This window comes from Rubrivivax sp. A210 (assembly GCF_904426505.1).
In the GTDB taxonomy this organism is placed as follows: domain Bacteria; phylum Pseudomonadota; class Gammaproteobacteria; order Burkholderiales; family Burkholderiaceae_C; genus Rubrivivax.
The window spans coordinates 360775-383412 of record NZ_CAJGBN010000001.1 but is presented as its reverse complement, the minus strand read 5'-3'; the positions used below and the strand labels follow the sequence as shown (position 1 = coordinate 383412).

General features: G+C 69.7%; 15 protein-coding genes. 5 read left to right on the top strand and 10 right to left on the bottom strand.

Annotated elements, in window-relative coordinates:
• The first annotated feature begins 1 nt into the window (after position 1).
• Entirely contained in the window at positions 2–1765 is a 1764-nt protein-coding gene (lpdA, locus tag JMV16_RS01595; RefSeq protein WP_201492395.1) for a dihydrolipoyl dehydrogenase, read from the top strand.
• Between the two features lie 27 nt (positions 1766–1792).
• On the opposite strand, the gene JMV16_RS01590 is transcribed toward lpdA, so the two are convergent.
• The 5 genes from JMV16_RS01590 to JMV16_RS01570 all read right to left on the bottom strand — a co-directional run bounded on the left by JMV16_RS01590 (position 1793) and on the right by JMV16_RS01570 (position 13666).
• A complete protein-coding gene (locus tag JMV16_RS01590; protein ID WP_201492394.1) occupies positions 1793–4417 on the bottom strand; it encodes a bifunctional diguanylate cyclase/phosphodiesterase in 2625 nt (874 codons plus the stop codon).
• Entirely contained in the window at positions 4414–7335 is a 2922-nt protein-coding gene (locus JMV16_RS01585) for a CheR family methyltransferase (protein WP_201492393.1), read from the bottom strand. The genes JMV16_RS01590 and JMV16_RS01585 overlap by 4 nt, the downstream gene beginning before the upstream one ends.
• A gap of 218 nt (positions 7336–7553) precedes the next feature.
• Positions 7554–9056: a 4-alpha-glucanotransferase gene (malQ, locus tag JMV16_RS01580; RefSeq protein ID WP_201492392.1), complete on the bottom strand. Its 1503-nt coding sequence runs from the start codon at positions 9054–9056 to the stop codon at positions 7554–7556.
• A gap of 19 nt (positions 9057–9075) precedes the next feature.
• Positions 9076–11190: a glycogen debranching protein GlgX gene (gene glgX, locus JMV16_RS01575; RefSeq protein WP_201492391.1), complete on the bottom strand. Its 2115-nt coding sequence runs from the start codon at positions 11188–11190 to the stop codon at positions 9076–9078.
• Between the two features lie 31 nt (positions 11191–11221).
• Entirely contained in the window at positions 11222–13666 is a 2445-nt protein-coding gene (locus JMV16_RS01570) for a glycogen/starch/alpha-glucan phosphorylase (protein ID WP_201492390.1), read from the bottom strand.
• Here JMV16_RS01570 and JMV16_RS01565 point away from each other — a divergent pair.
• The 4 genes from JMV16_RS01565 to JMV16_RS24485 all read left to right on the top strand — a co-directional run bounded on the left by JMV16_RS01565 (position 13665) and on the right by JMV16_RS24485 (position 20156).
• Positions 13665–13865 (top strand): hypothetical protein, encoded by a 201-nt coding sequence (locus JMV16_RS01565; RefSeq protein WP_201492389.1) that lies wholly within the window; start codon positions 13665–13667, stop codon positions 13863–13865. The two genes, JMV16_RS01570 and JMV16_RS01565, sit on opposite strands and share 2 nt — an antisense overlap.
• A gap of 149 nt (positions 13866–14014) precedes the next feature.
• Positions 14015–15280, top strand: coding sequence for a glucose-1-phosphate adenylyltransferase (gene glgC, locus JMV16_RS01560; RefSeq protein ID WP_201492388.1), 1266 nt, complete (start codon positions 14015–14017; stop codon positions 15278–15280).
• A gap of 7 nt (positions 15281–15287) precedes the next feature.
• Positions 15288–16736: a glycogen synthase GlgA gene (glgA, locus tag JMV16_RS01555; protein WP_201492387.1), complete on the top strand. Its 1449-nt coding sequence runs from the start codon at positions 15288–15290 to the stop codon at positions 16734–16736.
• A gap of 180 nt (positions 16737–16916) precedes the next feature.
• The gene (locus JMV16_RS24485) at positions 16917–20156 is read left to right on the top strand and encodes a DUF349 domain-containing protein (protein ID WP_201492386.1); all 3240 of its coding nucleotides are present in this window, start codon (positions 16917–16919) and stop codon (positions 20154–20156) included.
• A gap of 52 nt (positions 20157–20208) precedes the next feature.
• Here the strand turns inward: JMV16_RS24485 and JMV16_RS01545 are convergent, their stop codons facing one another.
• The 5 genes from JMV16_RS01545 to JMV16_RS01525 form a co-directional block, all read right to left on the bottom strand.
• Positions 20209–20637 carry a bacteriohemerythrin gene (locus JMV16_RS01545; protein WP_201492385.1) on the bottom strand — a complete coding sequence of 143 codons (429 nt, stop codon included), beginning with the start codon at positions 20635–20637 and terminating at the stop codon, positions 20209–20211.
• A gap of 14 nt (positions 20638–20651) precedes the next feature.
• Positions 20652–21056, bottom strand: a complete 405-nt coding sequence (locus JMV16_RS01540; RefSeq protein ID WP_201492384.1) for a bacteriohemerythrin — start codon at positions 21054–21056, stop codon at positions 20652–20654.
• A gap of 126 nt (positions 21057–21182) precedes the next feature.
• Entirely contained in the window at positions 21183–21578 is a 396-nt protein-coding gene (locus JMV16_RS01535; RefSeq protein WP_201492383.1) for a universal stress protein, read from the bottom strand.
• 238 nt (positions 21579–21816) lie between these two features.
• The gene (locus JMV16_RS01530; RefSeq protein WP_201492382.1) at positions 21817–22215 is read right to left on the bottom strand and encodes a hypothetical protein; all 399 of its coding nucleotides are present in this window, start codon (positions 22213–22215) and stop codon (positions 21817–21819) included.
• A 119-nt stretch (positions 22216–22334) separates the two neighbouring features.
• A complete protein-coding gene (locus tag JMV16_RS01525) occupies positions 22335–22634 on the bottom strand; it encodes a hypothetical protein (protein WP_201492381.1) in 300 nt (99 codons plus the stop codon).
• Positions 22635–22638 lie beyond the last annotated feature (4 nt).

Sequence of the window (22638 nt, the reverse complement as noted above, 5' to 3'; positions counted from 1 at the left end):
CATGGCCCTCATCGACATCAAGGTGCCGGACATCGGCGATTTCAAGGAAGTGGCCGTGATCGAGGTGCTGGTGAAGCCCGGCGACACGATCAAGGCCGAGCAAAGCCTCATCACGGTGGAAAGCGACAAGGCCTCGATGGAGATCCCGTCGTCGGCCGCCGGCGTGGTCAAGGAACTCAAGGTCAAGGTCGGCGACAAGGTCGGCGAGGGCTCGGTGGTGCTGGCGCTGGAGACCGGCGCCGCAGCCGCTGCTGCCTCAGCGCCGGCCCCGGCCAGCGCGCCCACCGCTGCGGCACCCGCCGCGCCTGCGGCACCGGCGCCCGCGGCCGCCAGCTACGCCGGTGGTGCCGACCTCGAATGCGAGATGCTGGTGCTGGGCGCCGGCCCGGGCGGCTATTCGGCTGCCTTCCGCAGCGCCGACCTCGGCATGAAGACGGTGCTGGTGGAGCGCTACGCCACGCTGGGCGGTGTGTGCCTCAATGTCGGCTGCATCCCGAGCAAGGCCCTGCTGCATGTGGCCTCGGTGATGGACGAGGTGAAGCACTTCGCCGACCTGGGCGTGAGCTTCGCCGCGCCGCAGGTGGACCTGCCCAAGCTGCTGGCGCACAAGAACAAGGTCGTCAACAAGCTCACCGGCGGCCTGGCGGCGATGGCCAAGATGCGCAAGGTGACGGTGGTGCAGGGCCAGGGCGAGTTCGCCGACCCCCACCACCTGAAGGTGACGGCGGCCGACGGCAAGGTGCAGACCATCCGCTTCAAGAACGCCATCATCGCGGCCGGTTCCGAGGCGGTGAAGCTGCCCTTCCTGCCCAAGGATGATCCGCGCATCGTCACCAGCACCGGCGCGCTGGAACTGCGCCAGAAGCCCGAGCGCATGCTGGTCATCGGCGGCGGCATCATCGGCCTCGAGATGGGCACGGTCTACAGCACGCTGGGCTCACGCATCGACGTGGTGGAGATGCTGGACGGCCTGATGCAAGGCCCGGACCGCGACCTCGTCAAGGTGTGGCAGAAGATGAACGCCCACCGCTTCGACAAGATCATGCTCAAGACCAAGACCGTGGGCGCCTCGGCATCAGCCGACGGCATCCGCGTGCAGTTCGAGGGCTTGGACGGCACCAAGAGCGAGGGCGTGTATGACCTCGTGCTGCAGGCCGTGGGCCGCAGCCCCAACGGCAAGAAGGTGGGCGCCGAGAAGGCCGGCGTCATCGTCGGCGAGCGCGGCTTCATCCCGGTGGACGTGCAGATGCGCACCAATGTGCCGCACATCTACGCCATCGGCGACATCGTCGGCAACCCCATGCTGGCGCACAAGGCAGTGCATGAGGCCCATGTGGCGGCCGAGGTGGCGGCCGGTGACGCCAAGGCGCAGTTCGATGCCCGCGTCATCCCCGGCGTGGCCTACACCGACCCCGAGGTGGCCTGGGTCGGCCTCACCGAGGACGAGGCCAAGGCCAAGGGCATCAAGGTCAAGAAGGGCCTGTTCCCCTGGACGGCCAGCGGCCGCGCCATCGCCAACGGCCGCGACGAGGGTTTCACCAAGCTGCTGTTCGACGCCGAGAGCCATCGCATCCTGGGTGGCGGCATCGTCGGCACCCATGCCGGCGACATGATCGGCGAGGTCGCCCTGGCCATCGAGATGGGCGCCGACGAGATCGACATCGGCAAGACCATCCACCCGCACCCGACGCTGGGCGAAAGCATAGGCATGGCCGCCGAAGTGGCCCACGGCAGCTGCACCGACCTGCCGCCAGCCAAGCGTTGATCGGCGCCGGCGCGGCCTTGCCCCTGGCTAAGCTGCGGCCTGCTGGAAATGCTGGCGGGCGAACTCTTCGGCATTGACGGCCCAGCCGAACAGACCGCCCTGGCCGACCTCGCAACCCAGCGCCAGCAACTGATCACGCTGGGCCGGGTCTTCGACCCCCTCGGCCACCAGCTGATGGCCGAGGTTGTGGGCCATGGTGATGATGGTCTCGACGAGCACGCGGTCGCTCGGGTTGAGCAGCATGTTGCGGACGAAGCTCATGTCGATCTTGATCACCTGCACCGGCAGCTTGCTCAGGTACGACAGGCTCGAGTAATTGGTGCCGAAGTCGTCGATGGCCAGCGTCACGCCGAGGGCACTGAGTTCGGCCAGGCGCCGCACCACCTCGTCGGTGTGTTCGAGCAGGGCGCTCTCGGTGATCTCCAGTTCCAGCGCGCCGGCCACCACGCCATTGAGCTGCAGTGCGGCTTCGACCTCGCGCAGCATGGACGGGTCGCGCAGGTCGCGCGCCGACTGGTTGACGGCCACGCGCCAGCCCGCATGCCAGATGCCCTGGCGTTGCCACAGGCCCACCTGGCGCAATGATTCATTGAGCACCCAGCGGTCGATCTCGACCACCAGTCCGCTCTTCTCGGCCACCGGAATGAAATCGGCCGGCGATACCAGGCCCAGGCCGGGACGTTGCCAGCGCACCAGAGCTTCGGCGCCCACCATGCGGCCGGTGGACAGGTTGAACTTGGGCTGGAAGTGGACGCGGAACTCACCGTGCAGCAGGGCCGAGGCGAGGTCGGTCTGGATTGCAAAGATGCGCGCGTTCTCGGCCGCCATCTGCGCGTCGAATACCACGACCCGGTTGCGCCCGGCCTGCTTGGCGCGGTACATCGCGATGTCGGCGTGGCGCAGCAGCTGCTCGATGTCGCTGCCATCGGCGGGATAGACGGCGATGCCGGCCGAGGCGGTGGGCAGGTACTCTGGCACCGCATCGAGCACCAGGGCCTGGCTGAGGGTCTGGAGCATCTTCTCGGCCACCAGCAGGGCCGCCGCATGGTCGGCGGTGGGCAGCAACACGACGAACTCGTCACCGCCCATGCGGGCCACGGTGTCCTCGCCGCGCACCGAGCTCCGCAGGCGCGCGGCGGCCTGCCGCAGCAGTTCGTCGCCGACGGCGTGGCCCAGGGTGTCGTTGATCTCCTTGAAGTGGTCGAGGTCGGTGAAGATCACTGCAAAGGCTTCGCCGTGGCGCTCGGCGTGCGCCAGCAGGTGCCGGATGCGGTCTTCGAAGAGCGCGCGGTTGGGCAGGCCGGTGAGGCTGTCGAACAGGGCCAGCCGCTGCACTTGCGACTGCGCCGCCTGCAGGGCCGACAAGTCGGTCTGGATTGACATGTAGCGCGCCACGCGCCCGCGGTCGTCGTAAATGGCGCTGATGCTGCTCCAGACAGCGTAGTCGCGGCCATCGGCGGCGCGATTGCGCAACTCGCCGGCCCAGCGCCCGTCGCGCTCCAGCGCTTCCCACATCGCCTGGTAGGCCACCTCGTCCTGCCAGCCGGACTTCAGGAAGCTGGCCAGGTGGCCCAGCACCGATTCTTCCGAGAAGCCGCTCTGCGCGGTGAAGGCCGGGTTGACACGCACGATGCGGGTTTCGGGGTCGGTCACGATGATGGCCTCGGACGCCATCAAGAACACCGATTCGCTCAGCCGCGCCTGGCCCTGCTGGTGCTTGAGTTCGGTGACGTCGGTCGAGATGCCGCCGACGCCGTAGATCCGGCCCTCGGCGTTGCGCAGCGGGAACTTGTGCGTGACCAGTTCCAGCTCACCCTCCGGGCTGCCGGAGATGCGCTCTTCCAGCATCACGGGCTCGCCCGTTTCCAGGACGCGCAGGTCGGCCTCGCTGTGCAGGGCAGCGTCGCGCAGCGGGACGAAGCGCTCGCGCTGCTGGCCCAGCACCTCTTCGGTGCTGCGTCCCAGGAAGCGCAGCATGGCGCGGTTGGCTACCAGGAACTCGCCCCCCGTTCCGGTGGCACAGATAGGGTTGTCGCTGCCGTCGAGGATGGACGAGAAGAAGCGCTGCGCGCGTTCGCGTGCGATCTCGGCCTCGCGGTCCACCAGCAGCAGCAGCGCCTTTCGGTCGATGTGGAAGTCGCGGTCGAGCTGGATCAGGTGACCGTCCATCGTGCGCGCCTGCGACTCGACCTGCCGGTCGGCCAGTTGCAGCCGCTCCAGCACCTGGGGCTGCTCGACGGTGAGGTTGCGCAGCGCCGAATGCAGCCGGCCGCGGTCGGCGCGTGCAAGGCGGTCTGAAAGCCGGTTGTCGCCGTGGGTGTAAGCGGCGCGCGGCCCCAACAGATCGGTGGCGCCTGCATTGCAATGCTCCACCTGGCCCGCGGCGTCGAGCACCAGGGCTGGCAGCGGCATCTGCTCGAAGAGGCACTGGTAGCGGGCGCGTGCGGTTTCGGCTTCTTGCTGGGCCCGGCGCAACTCCTCGTTCTGCAGTTCCAATTCGACCTGGTAGATGCGCAGGTCTTCGAGCAGGCGCGCGATCTCGGGCGACAGCGGCACTGGCTCCTGGGCCGGATCCTGGTTGGCGATGAGCTGCTGAGCCTGCAGCTTGAGCCGCTGCAGCCGCTCCAGCCGCTGCTGCTGCGATTCGCTCATGGCGCGGGCCGATTTCGCAAGCGCCGCCAGCCGGTGATATCGACATGGCTGACCACGGCGCCGGGCCGATCACCACCCACCGCCGAGACGTGCATGCCGAACCAACGCTCCTGACCGGGGCTGTGGCAGGGGTATTCGATCGCGAATGCGGGCAGACGGCCCGCCAGGACTTCGGCCAGGCCGCGGCAGGCCTCCTGGGCCGAATGGTCTGCGGCATCGCCGGCTGTGCCGCAGACCTTCAGGTAGTTGGAGCCCGGCCCGGTGTGCTGCAGCAGGGGGTCGCCGTTGGCGATGGCGAAATCGCTCCAGGCGCGGTTGACCTGGGTGATGATGCCTTGCGGGTCGAGCACCGCGATGTGCTCGGGCAGGGCATCGATGATCTGCTGCATGCGTGTCAGCTCGTGCAGCGCGCTCACGTCGAGGAAGCTGGCTACCGCGCCGCGGGCGGAAGTGGACGGCACGCGATAGGGCAGCATGCGCACGAAGTAGTGCCGGCCCTGGCGGCTGCCCACTTCCTTCTCGATGCGCGCGCCGCCGCGCACGGTCTGGACGAGGTCGGCGACCAGGTCCGGATACTCCAGCAGGTGATTGACCTCATCCAACGGGCGGCCGAGGTCGGCGTCGCGAACCTTGAAGATCGAGCGAGCCTCGGGGCTGAATCGCATCAGGTGCAGGCCCTCGTCCACAAAGACCGTGGCCACCGCCACCGCCTGGGTCATGTTGTCGAGGTCGGCATTCAGGTGGTTGAGGATGTCGATCTTTTCCTGGTACTCGGCATTGACCGTGTTCAGCTCTTCATTGACCGACTGCAGCTCCTCGTTGGAGCTCTGCAGTTCCTCGTTGGAGGACATCAGTTCCTCGTTGGTGGCCTGCAACTCCTCGTTGGAGGTCTCGAGTTCCTCGATGGTGGCCTGCAGGCTCTCGCGCGTGGCCGCCAGTTCGCGTTCGAGCACGTCGATGCGCTCGGTGCTCTCGACGCCGACGTCGACCTTGTCGAGCGCCTCGTGCGGTGCCGCCGCGTTGATGTGCTCGAAGGCCAGGAGCGTCAAGCGCTCGCCTTCGATCTCGCCCACCGGCCAGGCGCTCAGGCGCAGGTGCTGGAAATGGCCATCTTCGGTGTCGACACGCACGCTGTCCGAGCTGACATTGCTGCCCTCGCGGCCGGCCTTGAAGAGCAGGGCCGAGGCCACGGCCACCAGCGACTCGGGCAGCACGCGGTTGAGCTCCAGGCTGGCATGGCCCGGGCGCAGTTGCAGGATGCCGTGCATGTCGCCGAAGGAATGCACCAGCTCGTGGCGTCCGTTGACCAGCACCGCCGCCGGCGGCGCAAAGGCCCTCAGCAGCACGCCGAAGGCCTGTTCGACCGGGTTTGTCTTGAGCCGCAGCGTGTTGGAAGCCGAGGGCAGTACCGAACGCAGGCCGGGCCGGCCGTAGCCGGGGGCGCGCGAGGTGTCCAGCGGCAGCCGCGACGGACTGCTCATCTGCCAAAGCTTGTTGCGCGCGCTGACCGGGGTGAAATCGTCGACCAGGCTGCCCAGCGATTCGCTGGAGCCCAGGAACAGATGGCCCTTGCTGCCCAGTGCGTACTGCAGCCGGCGCAGCGCGCGCTCCTGCGCTGCGCTGCCAAAGTAGATCAGCGTGTTGCGGCAGACCACCAGGTCCATCTTCGTGAAGGGTGGATCGGCGAGCAGGTTGTGGCGCGCAAACACGATGCACTGACGCAACTCGTTCTTGACCGCATAGCCGCTGCCCTTGCGCGTGAAGAAGCGCTCGAGTTGGGCCGGTGTCACTTCGGCGGCGACCGATTCGGGGTAGTAGCCGGCGCCTCCGGTCTCGATGTTCTGCTGCTCGACGTCGGTGGCGAAGATCTTGAGGTTGGGCCAGCGCTTGAGCTGCTCGAAAGCCTCGAGGAAGAGCATCGCCACCGAATAGGCCTCTTCGCCGGTGGCCACGCCCGCGCACCAGACACGGATGGATTCGCCGGCCTGCTTGCGCGCCACCAGCGGGTCGACCACCTGGCGCGCCAGGATCTCGAAGGCCTCGGCATCGCGGAAGAAGCTGGTCACCGGGATCAGCAACTCGCGGCGCAGCGTGATGACCTCGTTGCGGTCTTCGTTGAGCAGTTCCAGGTAGGCCTTGAGCGAGCGCACCTTGCGCACGCTCATGCGGCGCTCGATGCGTCGCATCACCGTGCCGGGCTTGTACTCCTGGAAGTCGATGCCGCCCAGCAGCAGCAGCAGGTGCATGATGCCGTCCAGCGCCGACTCGGCAGTGGCGGGCATGGCCGGGTCGGCCGCAGCCGGATCGGGTTCCGGCCCACGCGCGGGCTGGTTCTGAAGGTGGGCCAGGATGCGCGGGCCGATCTGCTCCACCGGAAGGATGGCATCCACCAGTCCAGTGGCAATCACGCTGCGTGGCATGCCGTCGAACTTGGCCGTCTGCGGCTCCTGCGCGATGAGCAGGCCGCCGGAATCATTGATGGCGGCAGCGCCGCGCGTGCCGTCCGAGCCGGTACCGGACAGGATCACACCCACCGAACGCGCGCCGTGGCGAGTGGCCATCGAGGTGAAGAAGACATCGATGGGAAGCGTCAGCGTGCCCGGGGGTTTGGGCGTGAGGCGCAGATGCCCGTCACCCAGGTGCATGATGGACCCCGGAGGGATCAGGTACACATGGTCGCCCTGGATGCGCGTGTCCTTCTCGACCATGACCACCGGCATGCGCGTGTGGCGCGACAGCAGGTTGGCCATCATGCTCTTGTGGTCGGCCGAGAGGTGCTGAATGACCACGTAGGTGGCGCCCGAGTCGCAGGACAGGCTGTCGAACAGACGCTCAAGCGCATCGAGGCCGCCGGCGGAGGCCCCGATGGCCACGATGGGTGGCAGGGCGGGGGGGTCGGGTGGTACTGCTGGGTTCAAGCGCGGAGCTTCCGTAAAAAACTGAAGCGATCCCTCGCGGTCTGACCTTGCGCGCTGTTCGCCGCCGGGCGAATTGGCGAGAGCCAGCTGACCATCCGAAACCGATGCAGAGCAAGCGCGAGCGTAGGTAACGCCAGCGTCTGACGGTCTGACTCAGATCAAAGGCAAGGGCCTTCTGTTCGGGCGCGTGCCGGCGTCGCTTTCTGCTTGCTCCGCGCTTACGGGCTGGCGCCGGTGCGGCCGTAGAGCCGCGCCAGTTCGGCCAGGCGGGCCGCGTGCCAGGCCTGGACATGGCCCCACTGGAAGCGCCAGCCCCACCAGCCCGATTCCTGGCCGGGGAAGTTCATGCGGTGCTCGGTGGGCAGGGCCAGCACGTCCTGCATGGGGTGGACGGCGGTGTCGGCGACGCTGGCCATGGCGGCGCGTATCAGCGTCCACGGCATGTCGTGGCCGTCGGTGGCGAGATAGCCGCGGGCGAAATGGCGCTCGTGGTCGCTGGCCGCGGCCCACCAGCCGGCAACGGTGTCGTTGTCGTGCGTGCCCGGGTAGACCACGGTGTCGGGCTCGTGGTTGTGGGGCAGGAAGCGGTCGGCCGCGTCGCCGGCAAAGGCGAACTGCAGGATGCGCATGCCGGGGAATCCGAACTGCTTGCGCAGCGCGTCGACATCGGGCGTGATGATGCCCAGGTCTTCGGCGATCACCGGCACCGGCCCCAGCGCCTGGGCGATGGCCTCGAACAGTGCCGCGCCCGGGCCGGGCACCCAGCGCCCGGTCTGGGCCGTGGGCGCACTGGCCGGGATCTCCCAGTAGCCGGCAAAGCCGCGGAAGTGGTCGATGCGCACGATGTCGAAGAGCTCGAAGGCGCGCCGCACGCGCTCCACCCACCAGGCGTAGCCGTGCTTGGCGTGCTCGCTCCAGCGGTAGAGCGGGTTGCCCCAGCGCTGGCCGGTGGCGCTGAAGAAATCGGGTGGCACGCCGGCCACCACGGTGGGCCGGCCGGTGGCGTCAAGATCGAACAGCGCCTGGTTGGCCCAGACCTCGGCGCTGAGGTAGGCAATAAAGATGGGGGTGTCGCCGATGATCTTGATGCCCTTGCCGTTGGCATAGGCCTTGAGCGCCGCCCACTGGCGGTAAAAGCGCCACTGGCAGAACTGCCAGAAGGCGATGCGTCCGGCATGGGCCTGGCGCGCGGCCTCCATTGCCGCCGGCTGGCGTGCGGCCAGCGCCGGCTCCCACTCGCACCAGTCGCGCCAGCCCTGGGCCTCGCACAGCGACATGAAGAGGGCGAAGTCGGCTATCCACGAGCGGTGCTCATCGAGAAAGCGCGCGTAGTCCTCGCGCTGGGCCGGCGTGCCGGCGGCGGCAAAGCGCACCGCCGCACGCGCCAGGCGCTCCATGCGGAAGGGGTGCATGGCGGCGAAGTTGACCTTGTCGTCGTCCAACCCTGCCACCGGCACGAGGTCGACGGCCTCCAGCCAGCCCTGCTGCTGCAGTTCGGCCAGGTCGACCAGCAGCACATTGCCGGCAAAGGCCGAGTTGCTCATGTAAGGCGAATTGCCGGGGCCGATGCCGGCCAGCGGCAGCACCTGCCACAGGCGCTGGCCGGCATTGGCCAGCCAGTCGACGAAGTGGTAGGCCTCGCGCCCGAAATCGCCCGAGCCGTGGGGGCCGGGCAGGGAAGTGGGGTGCAGCAGCACGCCGCTGGCACGGGGAAAGCGCATGGCTTTGTCCTTCAGGGATTCAATGCGGGGAGGCGTCGCGCAGCAGCACGAGGCTGCGCGAGGGCAGAAGGAAGGTGGTGGCCTTGCCGCGACGCCAGCTGCTGCGGCCGTCGGCGGCCGAGCTGTCGAGTTCGGCCACCCACTCGCCCGGCGGCAGCACGAAATCGACATCGGTGTCGCGCGCATTCACCATCAGCAGCAAGGCGTCGCGGCCGCGGCCGGGAACGCCGATCCAGGCGCCGAGCACGCGCGACATGCGGTCGTTCCAGTTCTCGGCCGCCATGCCTTCGCCGATGCGGCGCAGCCAGGACAGGTCCTGCCGGCCGCGCGCATCGGGCAGGCCGGTGAACCAGCGCGCGCCCATCGGCAGCAGGCGGCGCCGCAGTTCCAGCACATGGGCCGTGTAGTCGATCAGCTTCTCGTCGGCGCGGGACCAGTCGATCCAGGTGATCTCGTTGTCCTGGCAATAGGGGTTGTTGTTGCCGCCCTGGCTGTGGCCCAGTTCGTCGCCGGCGGCCAGCATGGGCGTGCCCTGGGCCAGCAGCAGGGTGGCCAGCAGGGCGCGCTGCAGGCGGCGGCGGCGCGCCTGCACCAGGGGGTCGCCGGTGGGGCCTTCCCAGCCGCAATTCCAGCTCAGGTTCTGGCCCGTGCCGTCGCGGTTGCCTTCGAGGTTGGCCTCGTTGTGGCGCATGTCGTAGCTCACCAGGTCGGCCAGCGTGAAGCCGTCGTGCGAGATGACGTAGTTGACCGATTCCATCGGTGGCCGCCGCCGCGCCTGGAAGAGATCGGACGAGCCGGCCATGCGCAGTGCCAGCTCGCCGCGCGTGCAATCGCCGCCCAGCCAGAAGGCGCGCGAGGTGTCGCGGAAGCGGTCGTTCCATTCCAGCCAGCCGCGCGGGAACTGCCCCACCTGCCAGCCACCGGGGCCCAGGTCCCAGGGTTCGGCGATCAGCTTCACGCCCTGCAGCACCGGGTCCTGCTGCAGCGCGCGGAAGAAGGCGGCATTGCCGTCGAAGCCGTGGTCCTCGCGGCCCAGCACCGGGGCCAGGTCGAAGCGGAAGCCGTCGACGTGCATCTCCTGCACCCAGTAGCGCAGGCTGTCCATCACCAGCTGCAGCACGCGCGGGTGGCGGATGTCGAGCGCGTTGCCGCAGCCGCTCCAGTTCTCGTAGCTCTGGCGCCGGCCGTCGACCAGGCGGTACCAGCAGCTGTTGTCGAGGCCGCGCCAGGACAGCGTGGCGCCGCGCTCATCGCCTTCGGGCGTGTGGTTGTAGACCACGTCCAGCAGCACCTCGAGGCCGGCCTGGTGCAGGCGCTTGACCATGTCGCGGAACTCGTCGCGCGGCTGGGCGCTGCCGGCGTAGCGCGGGTCGGGGCAGAAGAAGCCCAGCGTGTTGTAGCCCCAGTAGTTGACGAGGCCGTGCTCGCGCAGGCGCGCTTCGTCCAGCACCTGCTGCACCGGCAGCAGGCTCACCGCGGTGATGCCCAGGCGCTTGAGGTGGGCGATGGCGGCGTCGCTGGCCAGGCCGGCATAGGTGCCGCGCTGGGCTTCGGGTACGCCGGGCAGGCGCCGCGTGAGGCCGCGCACATGCATCTCGTAGAGCACGCTGTCGACCAGGGGCGTGGCCGGCGGGCGGTCGCCCTGCCAGTCGTAGGCGTCGGCCACCACGCGCGCCTTGTGCGCGCCGGCGGCGTTGTCGCGCGGGTCGATCTGCAGCGGAAACTCGGCGTCGGCACCGAAATGCGGGCCGCGCCAGTCGAAGCCGCCCGGCGGCGTGACGATCTCGCGCGCCCAGGGGTCGAGCAGCAGCTTGTTGGGGTTGAAGCGGTGGCCGCGGTCGGGCCGCCAGGGGCCGTGGGCGCGCAGGCCGTAGACCAGGCCGGCGCCAGCGCCCGGCAGCCGGCCATGCCAGATGTCGCCGCTGCGTGCCGGCAGGGGCAGCCTTTCGATCTCGTGCCGGCCTTCGGCATCGAACAGGCACAGGTCCATCTGCGAGGCGTGGGCCGAGAAGACGGCGAAGTTGACGCCGTCGCCGTCGACCGTGGCGCCCATGGGCCAGGGCCGCCCGGGCTGCAGCCGCGAGGCCGCCGGGCCGGGAGCGGCCCGCGAGAAGCCCGCGCTCAGGTGATCCATGCCGGGGGCGTTGCGCAGGGCCGGGCTCCCGTCAGGCCTTGGCCGCCAGGCCCCACACATCGCGTGCGTATTCGCGGATGGTGCGGTCCGATGAGAAGAAGCCCATGCCGGCCACGTTGGCGATGGCCTTGCGCGCCCAGGCCTGGGGGTCGCGGTAGAGAGCGTCGACGCGGCTCTGGGCGGCGACGTAGCTGTCGAAATCGGCCAGCAGCATGTAGTGGTCGCCGCCCCACAGCAGCGAGTCCACCAGCGCGCGGTAGCGGCCCGGCTCGTCCTCGGAGAAGCGGCCACCGGCAATGGCGTCGAGCACGGCCTTCAGGCGCGGATTCTCTTCGTAGATGCGCAGAGGCTGGTAGCCGGCGGCGCGCTGGGCCGCCACCTGCGCGGTCGAGAGGCCGAAGATGAAGATGTTGTCGTCGCCCACCTGCTGGCGGATTTCGACGTTGGCGCCGTCGTCGGTGCCGATCGTGAGCGCGCCGTTGAGGGCCAGCTTCATGTTGCCGGTGCCCGAGGCCTCGGTGCCGGCTGTAGAGATCTGCTCCGACAGGTCGGCGCCGGGCATGATGACCTCGGCCACCGAGACGCCGTAGTTGGGCACGAAGACCAGCTTGAGCCTGCCGCGCAGCCGCGCGTCGGTGTTGATGACGGTGCCGACATCGTGGATGAGCTGGATCACGGCCTTGGCCGAGACATAGCTGGAGGCCGCCTTGCCGGCAAAGATGACGGTGCGCGGCACCCAGTCGGCGTCGGGGTCGGCCAGCATGGCCTGGTAGCGGGCCACCACCTGCAGCACATTGAGCAGCTGGCGCTTGTATTCGTGGATGCGCTTGACCTGCACGTCGAAGAGGCTGGTCGCATCGACCGGCACGCCGGTGTGGGCGCGGATGTGCTCGGCCAGGCGCAGCTTGTTGGCCTGCTTGACGGCCAGGAAGGCATTGCGGAAATCGGCGTTCGCGGCGTGCTCGCGCAGGCCGATGAGCTGGTCGAGGTGCAGGCGCCAGCCGTCGCCGATGGTGCTGTCGATCAGCGAGGCCAGGCCCGTGTTGGCCTGGGCCAGCCAGCGGCGCGGGGTGACGCCGTTGGTCATGTTGGTGAAGCGTTCGGGCCAGAGGGCGGCGAAGTTGGCGAAGATGGTCTGCACCAGCAGCTCGGAGTGCAGTGCCGAGACGCCGTTGACCTTGTGGCTGCCGACGATGGACAGGTGCGCCATGCGCACGCGGCGCTCGCCGCGTTCCTCGATCAGCGAGAGGCTGCGCATGAACTCGTTGTCGCCCGGGCGCAGCTTGGCGGCCGCGGCCAGGAACTCTGAATTGATGCGGAAGATGATTTCCAGGTGGCGCGGCAGCACATGCTGCATCAGCGACACCGGCCAGGTCTCCAGCGCCTCGGGCATCAGTGTGTGGTTGGTGTAGCTGAAGACCTTCTGCGTGAGGGCCCAGGCGCCGGCCCAGCCGAAGGCGTGTTCGTCCACCAGCAGCCGCATCAGCTCGGCCACGCCGATGGCCGGGTGGGTGTCGTTGAGGTGGATGGCCACCTTCTCGGCCAGGTTGGTCAGACGGCCGTGCTCGGCCAGGTGACGGGCCAGGATGTCCTGGATCGACGCACTGGTGAAGAAGTACTCCTGGCGCAGGCGCAGCTCACGGCCGGCCGGCGTGCTGTCGTTGGGGTAGAGCACCCAGGAGATGTTCTCGTACTGGTTCTTGAACTCGGCGGCGCGGGCGTAGTCGCCGGTGTTGAAGGCATGCAGGTCGATCTGGCTGGGCGCCGCCGCCTTCCACAGCCGCAGCGTGCTGACGCGCGGCGTGCCGTGGCCGGGGATCACCATGTCGTAGGCCTTGGCGTTGACCTCGCCGGCGTGGCGCCAGATCGAGCCGCTGGAACCGTGGGCGCCGGGTTCGACCCAGCCGCCGAAGCGCACCGGGTAGGAAACGCCCGTGCGCGGAAACTCCCAGGGTGTGCCGTCCTCCAGCCAGGGGTCGGGGTGTTCGACCTGGCGACCGCCCACGATGCTCTGCTTGAACATGCCGAATTCGTAGCGGATGCCGTAGCCGTAGGAGGGCAGTTCCACGGTGGCCATGCTGTCCAGGAAGCAGGCCGCCAGGCGGCCCAGGCCGCCATTGCCCAGGGCGGCGTCGGCCTCGGTGGCGGTCAGGTCTTCCAGCGTGTTGGCATGGGCCTTGGCGGCCGCGGCCATCTCGCCGGTCAGGCCCACGGCGGCCAGTGCGTTGGACAGCGTGCGCCCGATCAGGAATTCCATCGACAGGTAGTACACGCGGCGTGCGCGCGCCGCACGGTCGGCGCGGTCGGTGGCCACCCAGCGTCGGGACAAGTGCTCACGCGCGACCTGCGCGACTGCGTGCATGATCTCCGCTGGCGACGCGGCGGCCGGGTCGGTGGCCACGGTGTCGAGCAGGTGGCGCTCGACGGCGGCGTTGGGGCCGGCGGAGGCAGAGGCTGGCGGAGCGTTCAGGTTCATGGTCGGTGCATTCATCGGGCTCGGGGGTGGCGGTGCAGGCAAGGGCCCGGCGCGCGCCGCGCTTGTCACGGTGATGACTTTGAGTGTGTCCGAACGCACGCTCGAACGTCAACGACTTTTGTGCTCGATTTCCCGTAACTCCACAACATCCCGCCGCGCACAAGCCGCCGGCAAGAAGACGATGGCGCTTGATGTATAGAGAAAAAATTAATTAATATCAAATGCTTGGAGTTTATTTCTAAAGTTAAATAGAGATGTTTTTGCGACGCTGCTGTCTGCTGTTTGAGCTTGTCGCTAGCGCATGAGCCTGTAATTTAGTTGCGAACTCCGGCCCCACCAGGAACCTCCATGAAGCCCGTAGACATCGCCCAGAGCCTCGACCTGCCGCGCCGCGCCGTGGCGCTGGTACTCGCCGGCGGGCGTGGCAGCCGCCTCAAGAACCTCACCGACACGCGGGCCAAGCCGGCGGTCTACTTCGGCGGCAAGTTCCGCATCGTCGACTTCGCGCTCTCCAACTGCCTCAATTCGGGCATACGCCGCATCGGCGTCATCACGCAATACAAGAGCCACAGCCTGCTGCGCCACCTGCAGCGCGGCTGGGCCTTCCTGAAGAGCGAGATGAACGAGTTCGTCGACCTGCTGCCCGCCCAGCAGCGGGTGGACGAGGAATCCTGGTACCGCGGCACGGCCGATGCGGTCTACCAGAACCAGGACATCCTGGCCGCCTACCGCGCCGACTACGTGGTGGTGCTCGCCGGCGACCACATCTACAAGCAGAACTACGCCATCATGCTGGCCGACCATGTGGCCCTGGGCAGCGAATGCACGGTGGGCTGCATCGAGGTCGAGAAGGCCGAGGCCACGGCCTTCGGTGTGATGGCCATCGACGAGCAGCGCCGCATCGTCGACTTCATCGAGAAGCCGGCCGACCCGCCCACCATCCCCGGCAAGCCCGGCCGCTCGCTGGCCAGCATGGGCATCTACATCTTCAACGCGCGCTACCTCTACCGCGAGCTCGAGCGCGACATGGCCGACCCCACGTCCAGCCACGACTTCGGCAAGGACATCATCCCCAAGCTGGTCAAGGCCGGTGTCGCCGTGGCCCACCCCTTCGAGCTGAGTTGCGTCGGCAGCAAGCCCGGCGCCCAGCCCTACTGGCGCGATGTCGGCACCATCGACGCCTACTGGGACGCCAATATCGACCTCACGGCCACCGATCCGCTGCTCAACCTGTACGACACCCACTGGCCGATCTGGACCTACCAGCCCCAGCTGCCGCCGGCCAAGTTCGTGCACAACCAGGACGACCGCCGCGGCATCGCCATCGAATCGCTGGTCTCGGGCGGCTGCATCGTCTCGGGGGCGATCTTCCGCTCGGTGCTGTTCTCGGTGGTGCGGGTGCATTCCTATGCCACGGTCAACTGGAGCGTGCTGCTGCCTGGGTCGCAGGTCGGCCGTCATGCACGCATCACCCGTGCCATCGTCGACCGCGACTGCTTCATCCCCGATCACATGGTGATCGGTGAAGACCCGGCGGCCGACGCGGCGCGCTTCTTCCGCACCGAATCCGGCATCACCCTGGTCACGCGCGACATGCTGCAGCGCCTGCTCTGACGCCGCCGTGAGGGTGCTGCACGTCGCGGCCGAGATCTACCCGCTGGTCAAGACCGGCGGGCTGGCCGACGTGGTGGCGGCGCTGCCGCCGGCGCAGGCACGCCAGGGCCTGGACGTGCGCCTGCTGCTGCCGGGCTTGCCGGCCGTGCTCGAAAGCGTGAAGGGCGCACGCACCGTGGTCGACATCGGCGCCTGCTTTGGTGCGCTGCGGGTGCGCCTGCTGCTCGGCCGCCTGCCGGGCAGCCTGCTGCCGGTGTATGTGATCGAGGCGCCCTACCTCTACCGCCGCGAGGGCAACCCGTATCAAGACGGCCGTGGCGACGAATGGCCCGACAACCTGCAGCGCTTTGCCCTGCTGGGCTGGGTGGCGGCCCACATCGCCGGCGCCGACGCCGACGCCCAATGGGTGCCCGAGGTGATGCACGCCCACGACTGGCACGCGGCCATGGCCTGCGCCTACATGGCCGATCACGCGCCCACCGGCGCGGCCTCGGTCTACACGGTGCATAACCTGGCCTTCCAGGGCCTGTTCCCGATGCACGACTGGCCGCTGCTGGGCCTGGCCTCGCGCCTGATGTCGCCCGCGGGGCTGGAATACCACGGCCAGCTCAGCTTCATGAAGGCGGGGCTGAAGTTCGCCGACCGCGTCGTCACCGTGAGCCCGCGCTATGCGCGCGAGATCGCCACGCCCGAATTCGGCTGCGGCCTCGATGGCGTGATCCGCGCCCGTGGCGAGCAGGTCAGCGGCATCTTGAACGGCATCGACGCCAAGGTCTGGGATCCGGCGCGCGACAGCGCCCTGGCCCATCGCTACGACGCCGAGCGGCCCGAGGGCAAGCTCGTCTGCCGTCGCGCCCTGCAGGCCGAGATGGGCCTGCTGCCCGACGACGGCGCGCTGCTGGTCACCGTGATCAGCCGCCTCACGGCGCAGAAGGGGCTGGACCTGATGCTGGCCGCGCTGCCGGCCCTGCTGCAGGCCGGCGGCCAGCTGGCGCTGCAGGGCAGCGGCGACGCCGCGCTCGAAGCCGCCCTGCTCGAAGCCCAGCGCGCCCATCCCGGCCGCGTCGTCTGCCGCATCGGCTATGACGAGGCGCGCGCCCACCGCCTCATCGCCGGTGCCGACGTGATCGCCGTGCCCTCGCGCTTCGAGCCCTGCGGCCTGACCCAGCTCTACGGCCTGCGCTACGGCACGCTGCCGCTGGTGCGCCGCGTCGGCGGGCTGGCCGACACCGTGGCCGACGACGACGGCCCCGGCGCGGCCACCGGCTTCATCTTCGACGCCGCCACGCCGGCCGCGCTGGCCCAGGCCCTGCTGCGCGCGGCCGAGCTGCGCCGCCAGCCCGAGGCCTGGCAGGCGCGCTGGGCGGCGGCAATGGCGCAGGAACTGTCCTGGGACGGGCCGGCGGCGCGCTACGCCCGGCTCTACGAGGCGGCCGTGGCCAATCCGCGGCGCTGAAACGCGGCGCCGGGCGGGCCCGGACGGCCCCGTGGCGGGGCATTTGCCGTGTGGTTTTGGTGCCCGCGGGCGTGGCATCTCGCACTCCGCGGCCTTTCGCCGCGGGCGCGGTGGCGGGCAGGGGCCGCCCAGCCGTCACAATCCGGGCACTTCACCGACCGATCGCGTATGCGTCCCATCATGCTTGGCTGGATATTCAACAAGAAGAACCCCGCGGAAGCCGCTGCCGCCGCGCCGCGCCCGGCGCCGCCACCCGCGGCCGCCGTGAAGGCCCCGGCGCCGCCGCCGGTGGACTGGAAGCCGGCGCTGGAGGCGGCCCGCGGCGACGACCAGGCACTGCTGGCGCTGGCGCGCCAGAAGGTGCCGCTGGAGATCAAGCTGGCTGCGGTGGAGGCGCTCTCCGGCGAGGAAGCGCTCAAGCTCGCCGAGCGCGAGTTCCGCAACCACGACCGCCGTGTCCACCAGCTGGCCAAGCAGCGCCACCTGGCCGGCGTCGCCCGCCGCGATGCCGGCGACGAGGCCAGCCGCCTGATCGAAGCGGCCCGAGCCCTGCTGGAAGCGCCCTTGATCCCCGACAACCGGGTGGTCGAGCTCGACCGCGCCTGGCGCGCCCTGGATGCCAAACTGTTGCAAGAGGGCCAAGGCGAGACATTCGCCGCCCTGTCCGTTCAATTGGGGGAAAAGGTGAAGGAAAGAGCCGAACAGGAGCGCTCGCTCAAGCGCTGGGGTGGCCAGGCCGTGCAGGCGCTGGATGCGCTGCGCACGGTTTGCAATGCCGCCGCCGCGGGCGTGCGCGACCGCAGCGAACTCGCCGCCGCCATGGCCACGGCCCGCGGCGTGGCCGCCGCCGCGCCGGTGGCCGGCACCGTCGTGTACGAGACGCTGGAAGCCGCCGTGCAACTGGCCGCCCAGCTCGAGGAACGCCTGGCCCTGCTGGACGAGGTGCTCCAAAGCGCGCCGCCGGAACGCGTCCGGCCGCCCAAGCCGGCGGCCGCGCCCGTGGCTCCCCCGGCTGTAGACACGGCCGCGCCCGCGCCGGTCGATGGAGCCGAGGCGCCCGCAGAAGCGGCGCCGGCCGTGGCCGTGGAAGCATCCACGGAGTCGGCCGTAGCGGCTGTAGCGGCCGACGCCGAGGGCGCTGCCGTGGCCGAGCAAGCCACCGAGGTGGTCGCTGCCGCGGAAGCCCCGGCGCCCGTCGAGGCCGCAACGGCAGCCGATCCGGCACCAGCCATGGCGCAAGCGGCGCCGGCAGAAGCCGCCGAAGCAGCAATCCCGGCGGAAGCGACGGCGGCCGTCGCCCCGGCCGCCGCCGAAGAGGCACCTGTGGCCGCTGCGCCGGAGGCCACTGCCGAGCCGGCGCCCGTTGCATCCGCCGCAGAGCCCACGTTCGAGGCCGCTGCCTCGCCCGCAGTCGACGCTGCTGCCGCACCTGCGCCCGAAGCCGCGCCGCAGGACGAGGAAGCCGCTGCGGCGGCAGCCTCTGCCGTCGCCGAGCCCGAGTCCGCGCCCGCAGCGGAAGTGGCCGCCGAGGCCGCGGTCGAAGCGCCCAGTCCCGCGCCCGCGCCCGAGGCTGCCGCCCCCGCCGAGCCCGCACCGCCCACGCCGCTGCAGCGCTGGCAGCAGCTGGCGCCGCTGGCCGACGCCCCGCTGGCCGCGCTGCTCAACCAGCGCGTCGAGCAATGGCAGAAGGCCCGTGACGCGGCCCGCCAGGCGCGCAAGGACCAGCAGGCCCAGCAGCAGGCCCAGAAGCGCAGCCAGGCCGGCGAGGCCCAGAAGGCGGTGCGCACCATCCAGGCCGAGGCGCTGGAGCCCCTGCTGGCCCAGGCCGAGGCGGCGCTGGCCACCGGCCAGCTGGCCGAGATCCACAAGCACCTGGTGGCGCTGGACGAGCAGCTCCACCACGGCGCGCCCGCCGATGCGCTGCGCGCCCGCATCGACGCCGTCCAGGCCCAGTACGCCCAGCTCAAGGGCTGGCAGCACTGGGCCGGCGGCCGCGCCCGCGACGAGCTGGTGCAGCAGGCCGAGGCCCTGGCCGCGGCCACCGCCGGCGCCGAGGGCGCGCCCGCCGTCAAGCTGTCGATCAAGCAGCGCGGCGAGGTCATCGACGACATGCGCAACCGCTGGAAGGAGCTTGACCGCCTGGGCGGCGCCACCAGCCGCGCGCTGTGGCAGCGCTTCGACGCCGCGCTCAAGATCGCCGGCGAACCCATCGCCGCCCACCTGGCGGCCCAGCGCGCGGCGCGCGAGCAGAACCTGGCCTCGCGCCAGCAGCTGCTCACCGCGCTGGAGGCCGTGGCCCTGCCCACCGTGGCGCCGGGTGAGACCTCGCCCGAATGGAAGGCCCTGGCCGTCACGCTGGACCAGTTCAACGTCGAATGGCGCAAGCTCGGGCCCGCCGAGCACACCGTGCCACGCAAGGCCCAGCCGGCGCTCACCGAGCGCCTGAACGCGGCGCTGGCGCGGCTGGATTCGCCGCTGCGCGAGGCCCGCCGCGGCGCCCAGGACAAGCGCCAGGGCCTGATCGCCCGCGCCCGCACGCTGGCCGCCGAGGCCGCCGCCGGCGCCCACGGCCGCGACGTCGTCAACCGCGTGCGCGAGCTGCAGGGCGAGTGGCAGCAGAACGCCAAGGCGCTGCCGCTGCCGCGCGGCGAGGAAAACGCGCTCTGGGCCGAGTTCAAGGGCACGATCGACGGCATCTTCAGCGCCCGCGACGCTGCCAACAGCGCCCGCGACGCCGAGTTCAAGACGAATGCCGCCGAGCGCGCCGCGCTGTGCGAACGGCTCGAGGGCCTTTCGCTGGACGCGCCTGACGCCGAACTGCGGCGTACCCTGGCCGAGGTGGCCCAGCAGTGGCAGCGCATCGGCCCGGCCCCGCGCGCCGAGGCCGCGTCACTGGAAGCCCGCATCATCGCCGCCGACGAGGTGGTGCGCCGCCACCTGGATGGCAGCGCCCAGCGCGCCTGGCATGCCGGCTGCGACGCCCTGCTGGCCAAGCTGGCCCTCTGCGACGAACTCGAGCGCGGCGAAGGCGCCGACAAGCCGGCCCTGGCCGAGCGCTGGAGCGCGCTGCCCGGCGGCCACCCGCCGGCCTGGGAAGACGCGCTGCGCCAGCGCGCCGCGCTGCCGGGCCTGGCGGCGCGCAGTGCTGCCGCGGCGGTACCCAACACGCCCGAATCGCTGTTCCTGCAGGTCGAAGCCGGTTGGGGCCTGGAATCACCCCAGGGCTACGAGGCGGCCCGGCGCGAGATGAAGCTGCTGGCCATGAAGCAGGCCATGGAAGGCCGCCACCGCAGCAAGGAAGCGCCGCTGACCACCGACCAGGCCTTTGCCGCGCTGCTGGCCCGCAAGGGGCTGGACGAGGCCCAGCGCGCACGTCTGGCGGGCGTCATCGCGGCGCTGCGCCAGCGCGTGATGGGTTGACACGACGGCCACGACGCGCGGCGGCCGTTGCGGCTGCCGCGCTGGCCTGGCCTCAGGGCTTGAAGTCGTCGGGCAGCGACTGCAGGGCCTGCTTCATCAGCAGGTCTTCCTTGAGCACATGGTCGATCAGCCACGAGCGCAGCAGGCCCACCAGCTGGTCGACCTCCTCGGCGCTGGGCGTGCCGGCCTTGGAGGCCCGGATCTGCAGGCTCAGCGCCGCCAGGCGCTCAACCAGCGAGCGGTGTGACGCGCGGTGCTCCACGTAGCGTGGGTAGCACACCGCCTTCATGATCTGCTCTTCGCGGGCGAAGTGTTCCTGGGTGTAGGCGTCCAGGCGCTGCAGCGCCTCGTCCAGCGCGATGCGGTCGCCGTCGGGCCCCAGGGCCATCTCGGCGGTATTGATCAGGAAGATCAGCTGCTGGTGGTCGCCGTCGATCCACTCGTTGCCGACGCTCATGGTCGGGCGCCACTGGATGGGCATGGTGTCAGCCCCGGTCAGTGCGGGGCGGAACTCGCCGCCGCAGCCGCGACATAGTCCGCCAGCCGCGTGTCCTGCTCGGCGATGTGGATCAGCAGCCATTCGTTCATGAAGGCGCGCAGGTCCTGGCTGCGCCAGCAGCCGTCGGCGATATCGGCGCTCAGCGCGTTGAGCCTGTCGACCATCTGCGAGTGCATCTGCACATGCTGGCGGTAATCCGGAAATCCGATGCGCCGCATCAGGTCTTCCTCGTGCTTGAAATGCACCCGCACGTATTGGTAGAGCTGGATGGCCGCGGCGGTGACGCTGGCCTTGGTGTCGGCGCCCAACAGCTCATTGGCCAGATCGAACAGGCGGCGGTGCTGCTCGTCGATCTCGGAGTCACCGACTTCGTAGGCGGTGTCCCAAGTGAATTGCGGCATGTGCGGAGTCCTCGGATGGTGGGGGCGCGGCTGTGGAGCGGACGGCAGGCTCCAGGACATGGCTAGGCACTCTAACGCCCGCGGTGCGGGGTGGCGTGCGCAACTGGTGCCGGAAGCGGGGTCTTTTCAGCCCGCTGCCTTGACGGCCAGCACGGGGCAGGGCACGTTGAGCAGGATTTCCTGCGCCACGCTGCCCAGCAGCAGCTTGCCCACGGGGCTGCGCTTGCGCAGGCCGATGACCACCAGCGAGATCGGCAGCGTCTCGACCAGGGCCTCGACCTCCTGCGCCGCCGACCTGCCGCGCTCGAACTGCTTGAGCTCGAAGCTCAGGCCCGAGGCGGCGAGCAGCTTTTGCAGGCGCTCCATCTCCAGCGCGTCGGCCACCGAGGCGTCTTCCTTGTGGCCGCCGGGGCCGGCGTTCACCACCAGCAGCGCCTCACCGCGGCGCTGGGCGATCTCCATGCCCTTGTCCAGGGCGGCTTGCCCCTCGGGGCGGGGCACATAGGCGACGAGTAGGGTCATGGGGCTCTGGCTCTTGCGGCTGCGGACTCGGATGGCTATTCGACCATCGTTTGGCGTCCGGGTGAAGGCGGCGGGCTTGAGCGAGGACAAGGCGCGGCCAAACGGGGCGGGTGCGGAGAGGGTGACGGGTGGGTGACGGGCGGGTGACGGGTGGGAGAGGGCAGGTGAGGGCGGGACTGCGGGGGGCGATGGGCGCAACCGCATTGCTCACCACGCAACATTCGGCCCGACGAGAAAATCAGCCCGCCGAACGCATCGGGAAGCGCTGGAAAACGTCGAGCACTGAGCGGGTCGCCCCTGGTTGCAGGGTTGCCGACGACGGGGGGCGGCCCGAGATCGGCAGACAGGGCCTGGCCCTGATCTCGATCTTGTGGTCTTCTACCCGGTGCCACGACTCCCGCACCCGCTTGTGCAGGGCTTTGGCCAAGACGGCCAGGCTTTTGGCCTTGGCGTCTCCGCCCTGGCGAATCAGCATCGTGCTTCCACGCTTGCGCTTCATCCGTGCCCGGATCGTCGCGGCCTTGTGCGGCTCCCGCTGCGGCCGGCCCTGCGCGGCGAAATTCGCCTCTGTCAAGGACTCGCGCGGGCCCGCAAGGCGCTTGTCGGCGCCGTCCGGTTTGAACTCGACTGTCAGCATGCCCTAGACTCCCTTGCGTACGCGCCGCGCGAAATCGGTAGGGACGTGCCCCAATGACCGGCGTTAGGCACCCCGAGGCAGCCGTCACATGCCAGAGGGTCGGACCGGCGCGTACACCCTCAAACTGCGCCGCGTAGCGCCTTGCCGAACAACAGGGCACCTTGATGCAGCTTGTTCAGGGCCTGGATCGACGACTGCACGGCGTTGTAGACCTCCCAGAACAGCGGTCCATCGCGGTTCTCTCGCACGCTGATCAGCAAATCGCTCGGGCCTTCGAAAAGGCCGATGCAGCGCTTGCGATACGTGCCGTTCGTGCAGGGCGGCAGCGACACCTCGAATGATTCCTGCAGCGTGGGCACGATATGGTTGGCGTATCGCTCGCGGCCGTTGTCAGCCTTTGCGACGACGAGGTGAAGCAACCCG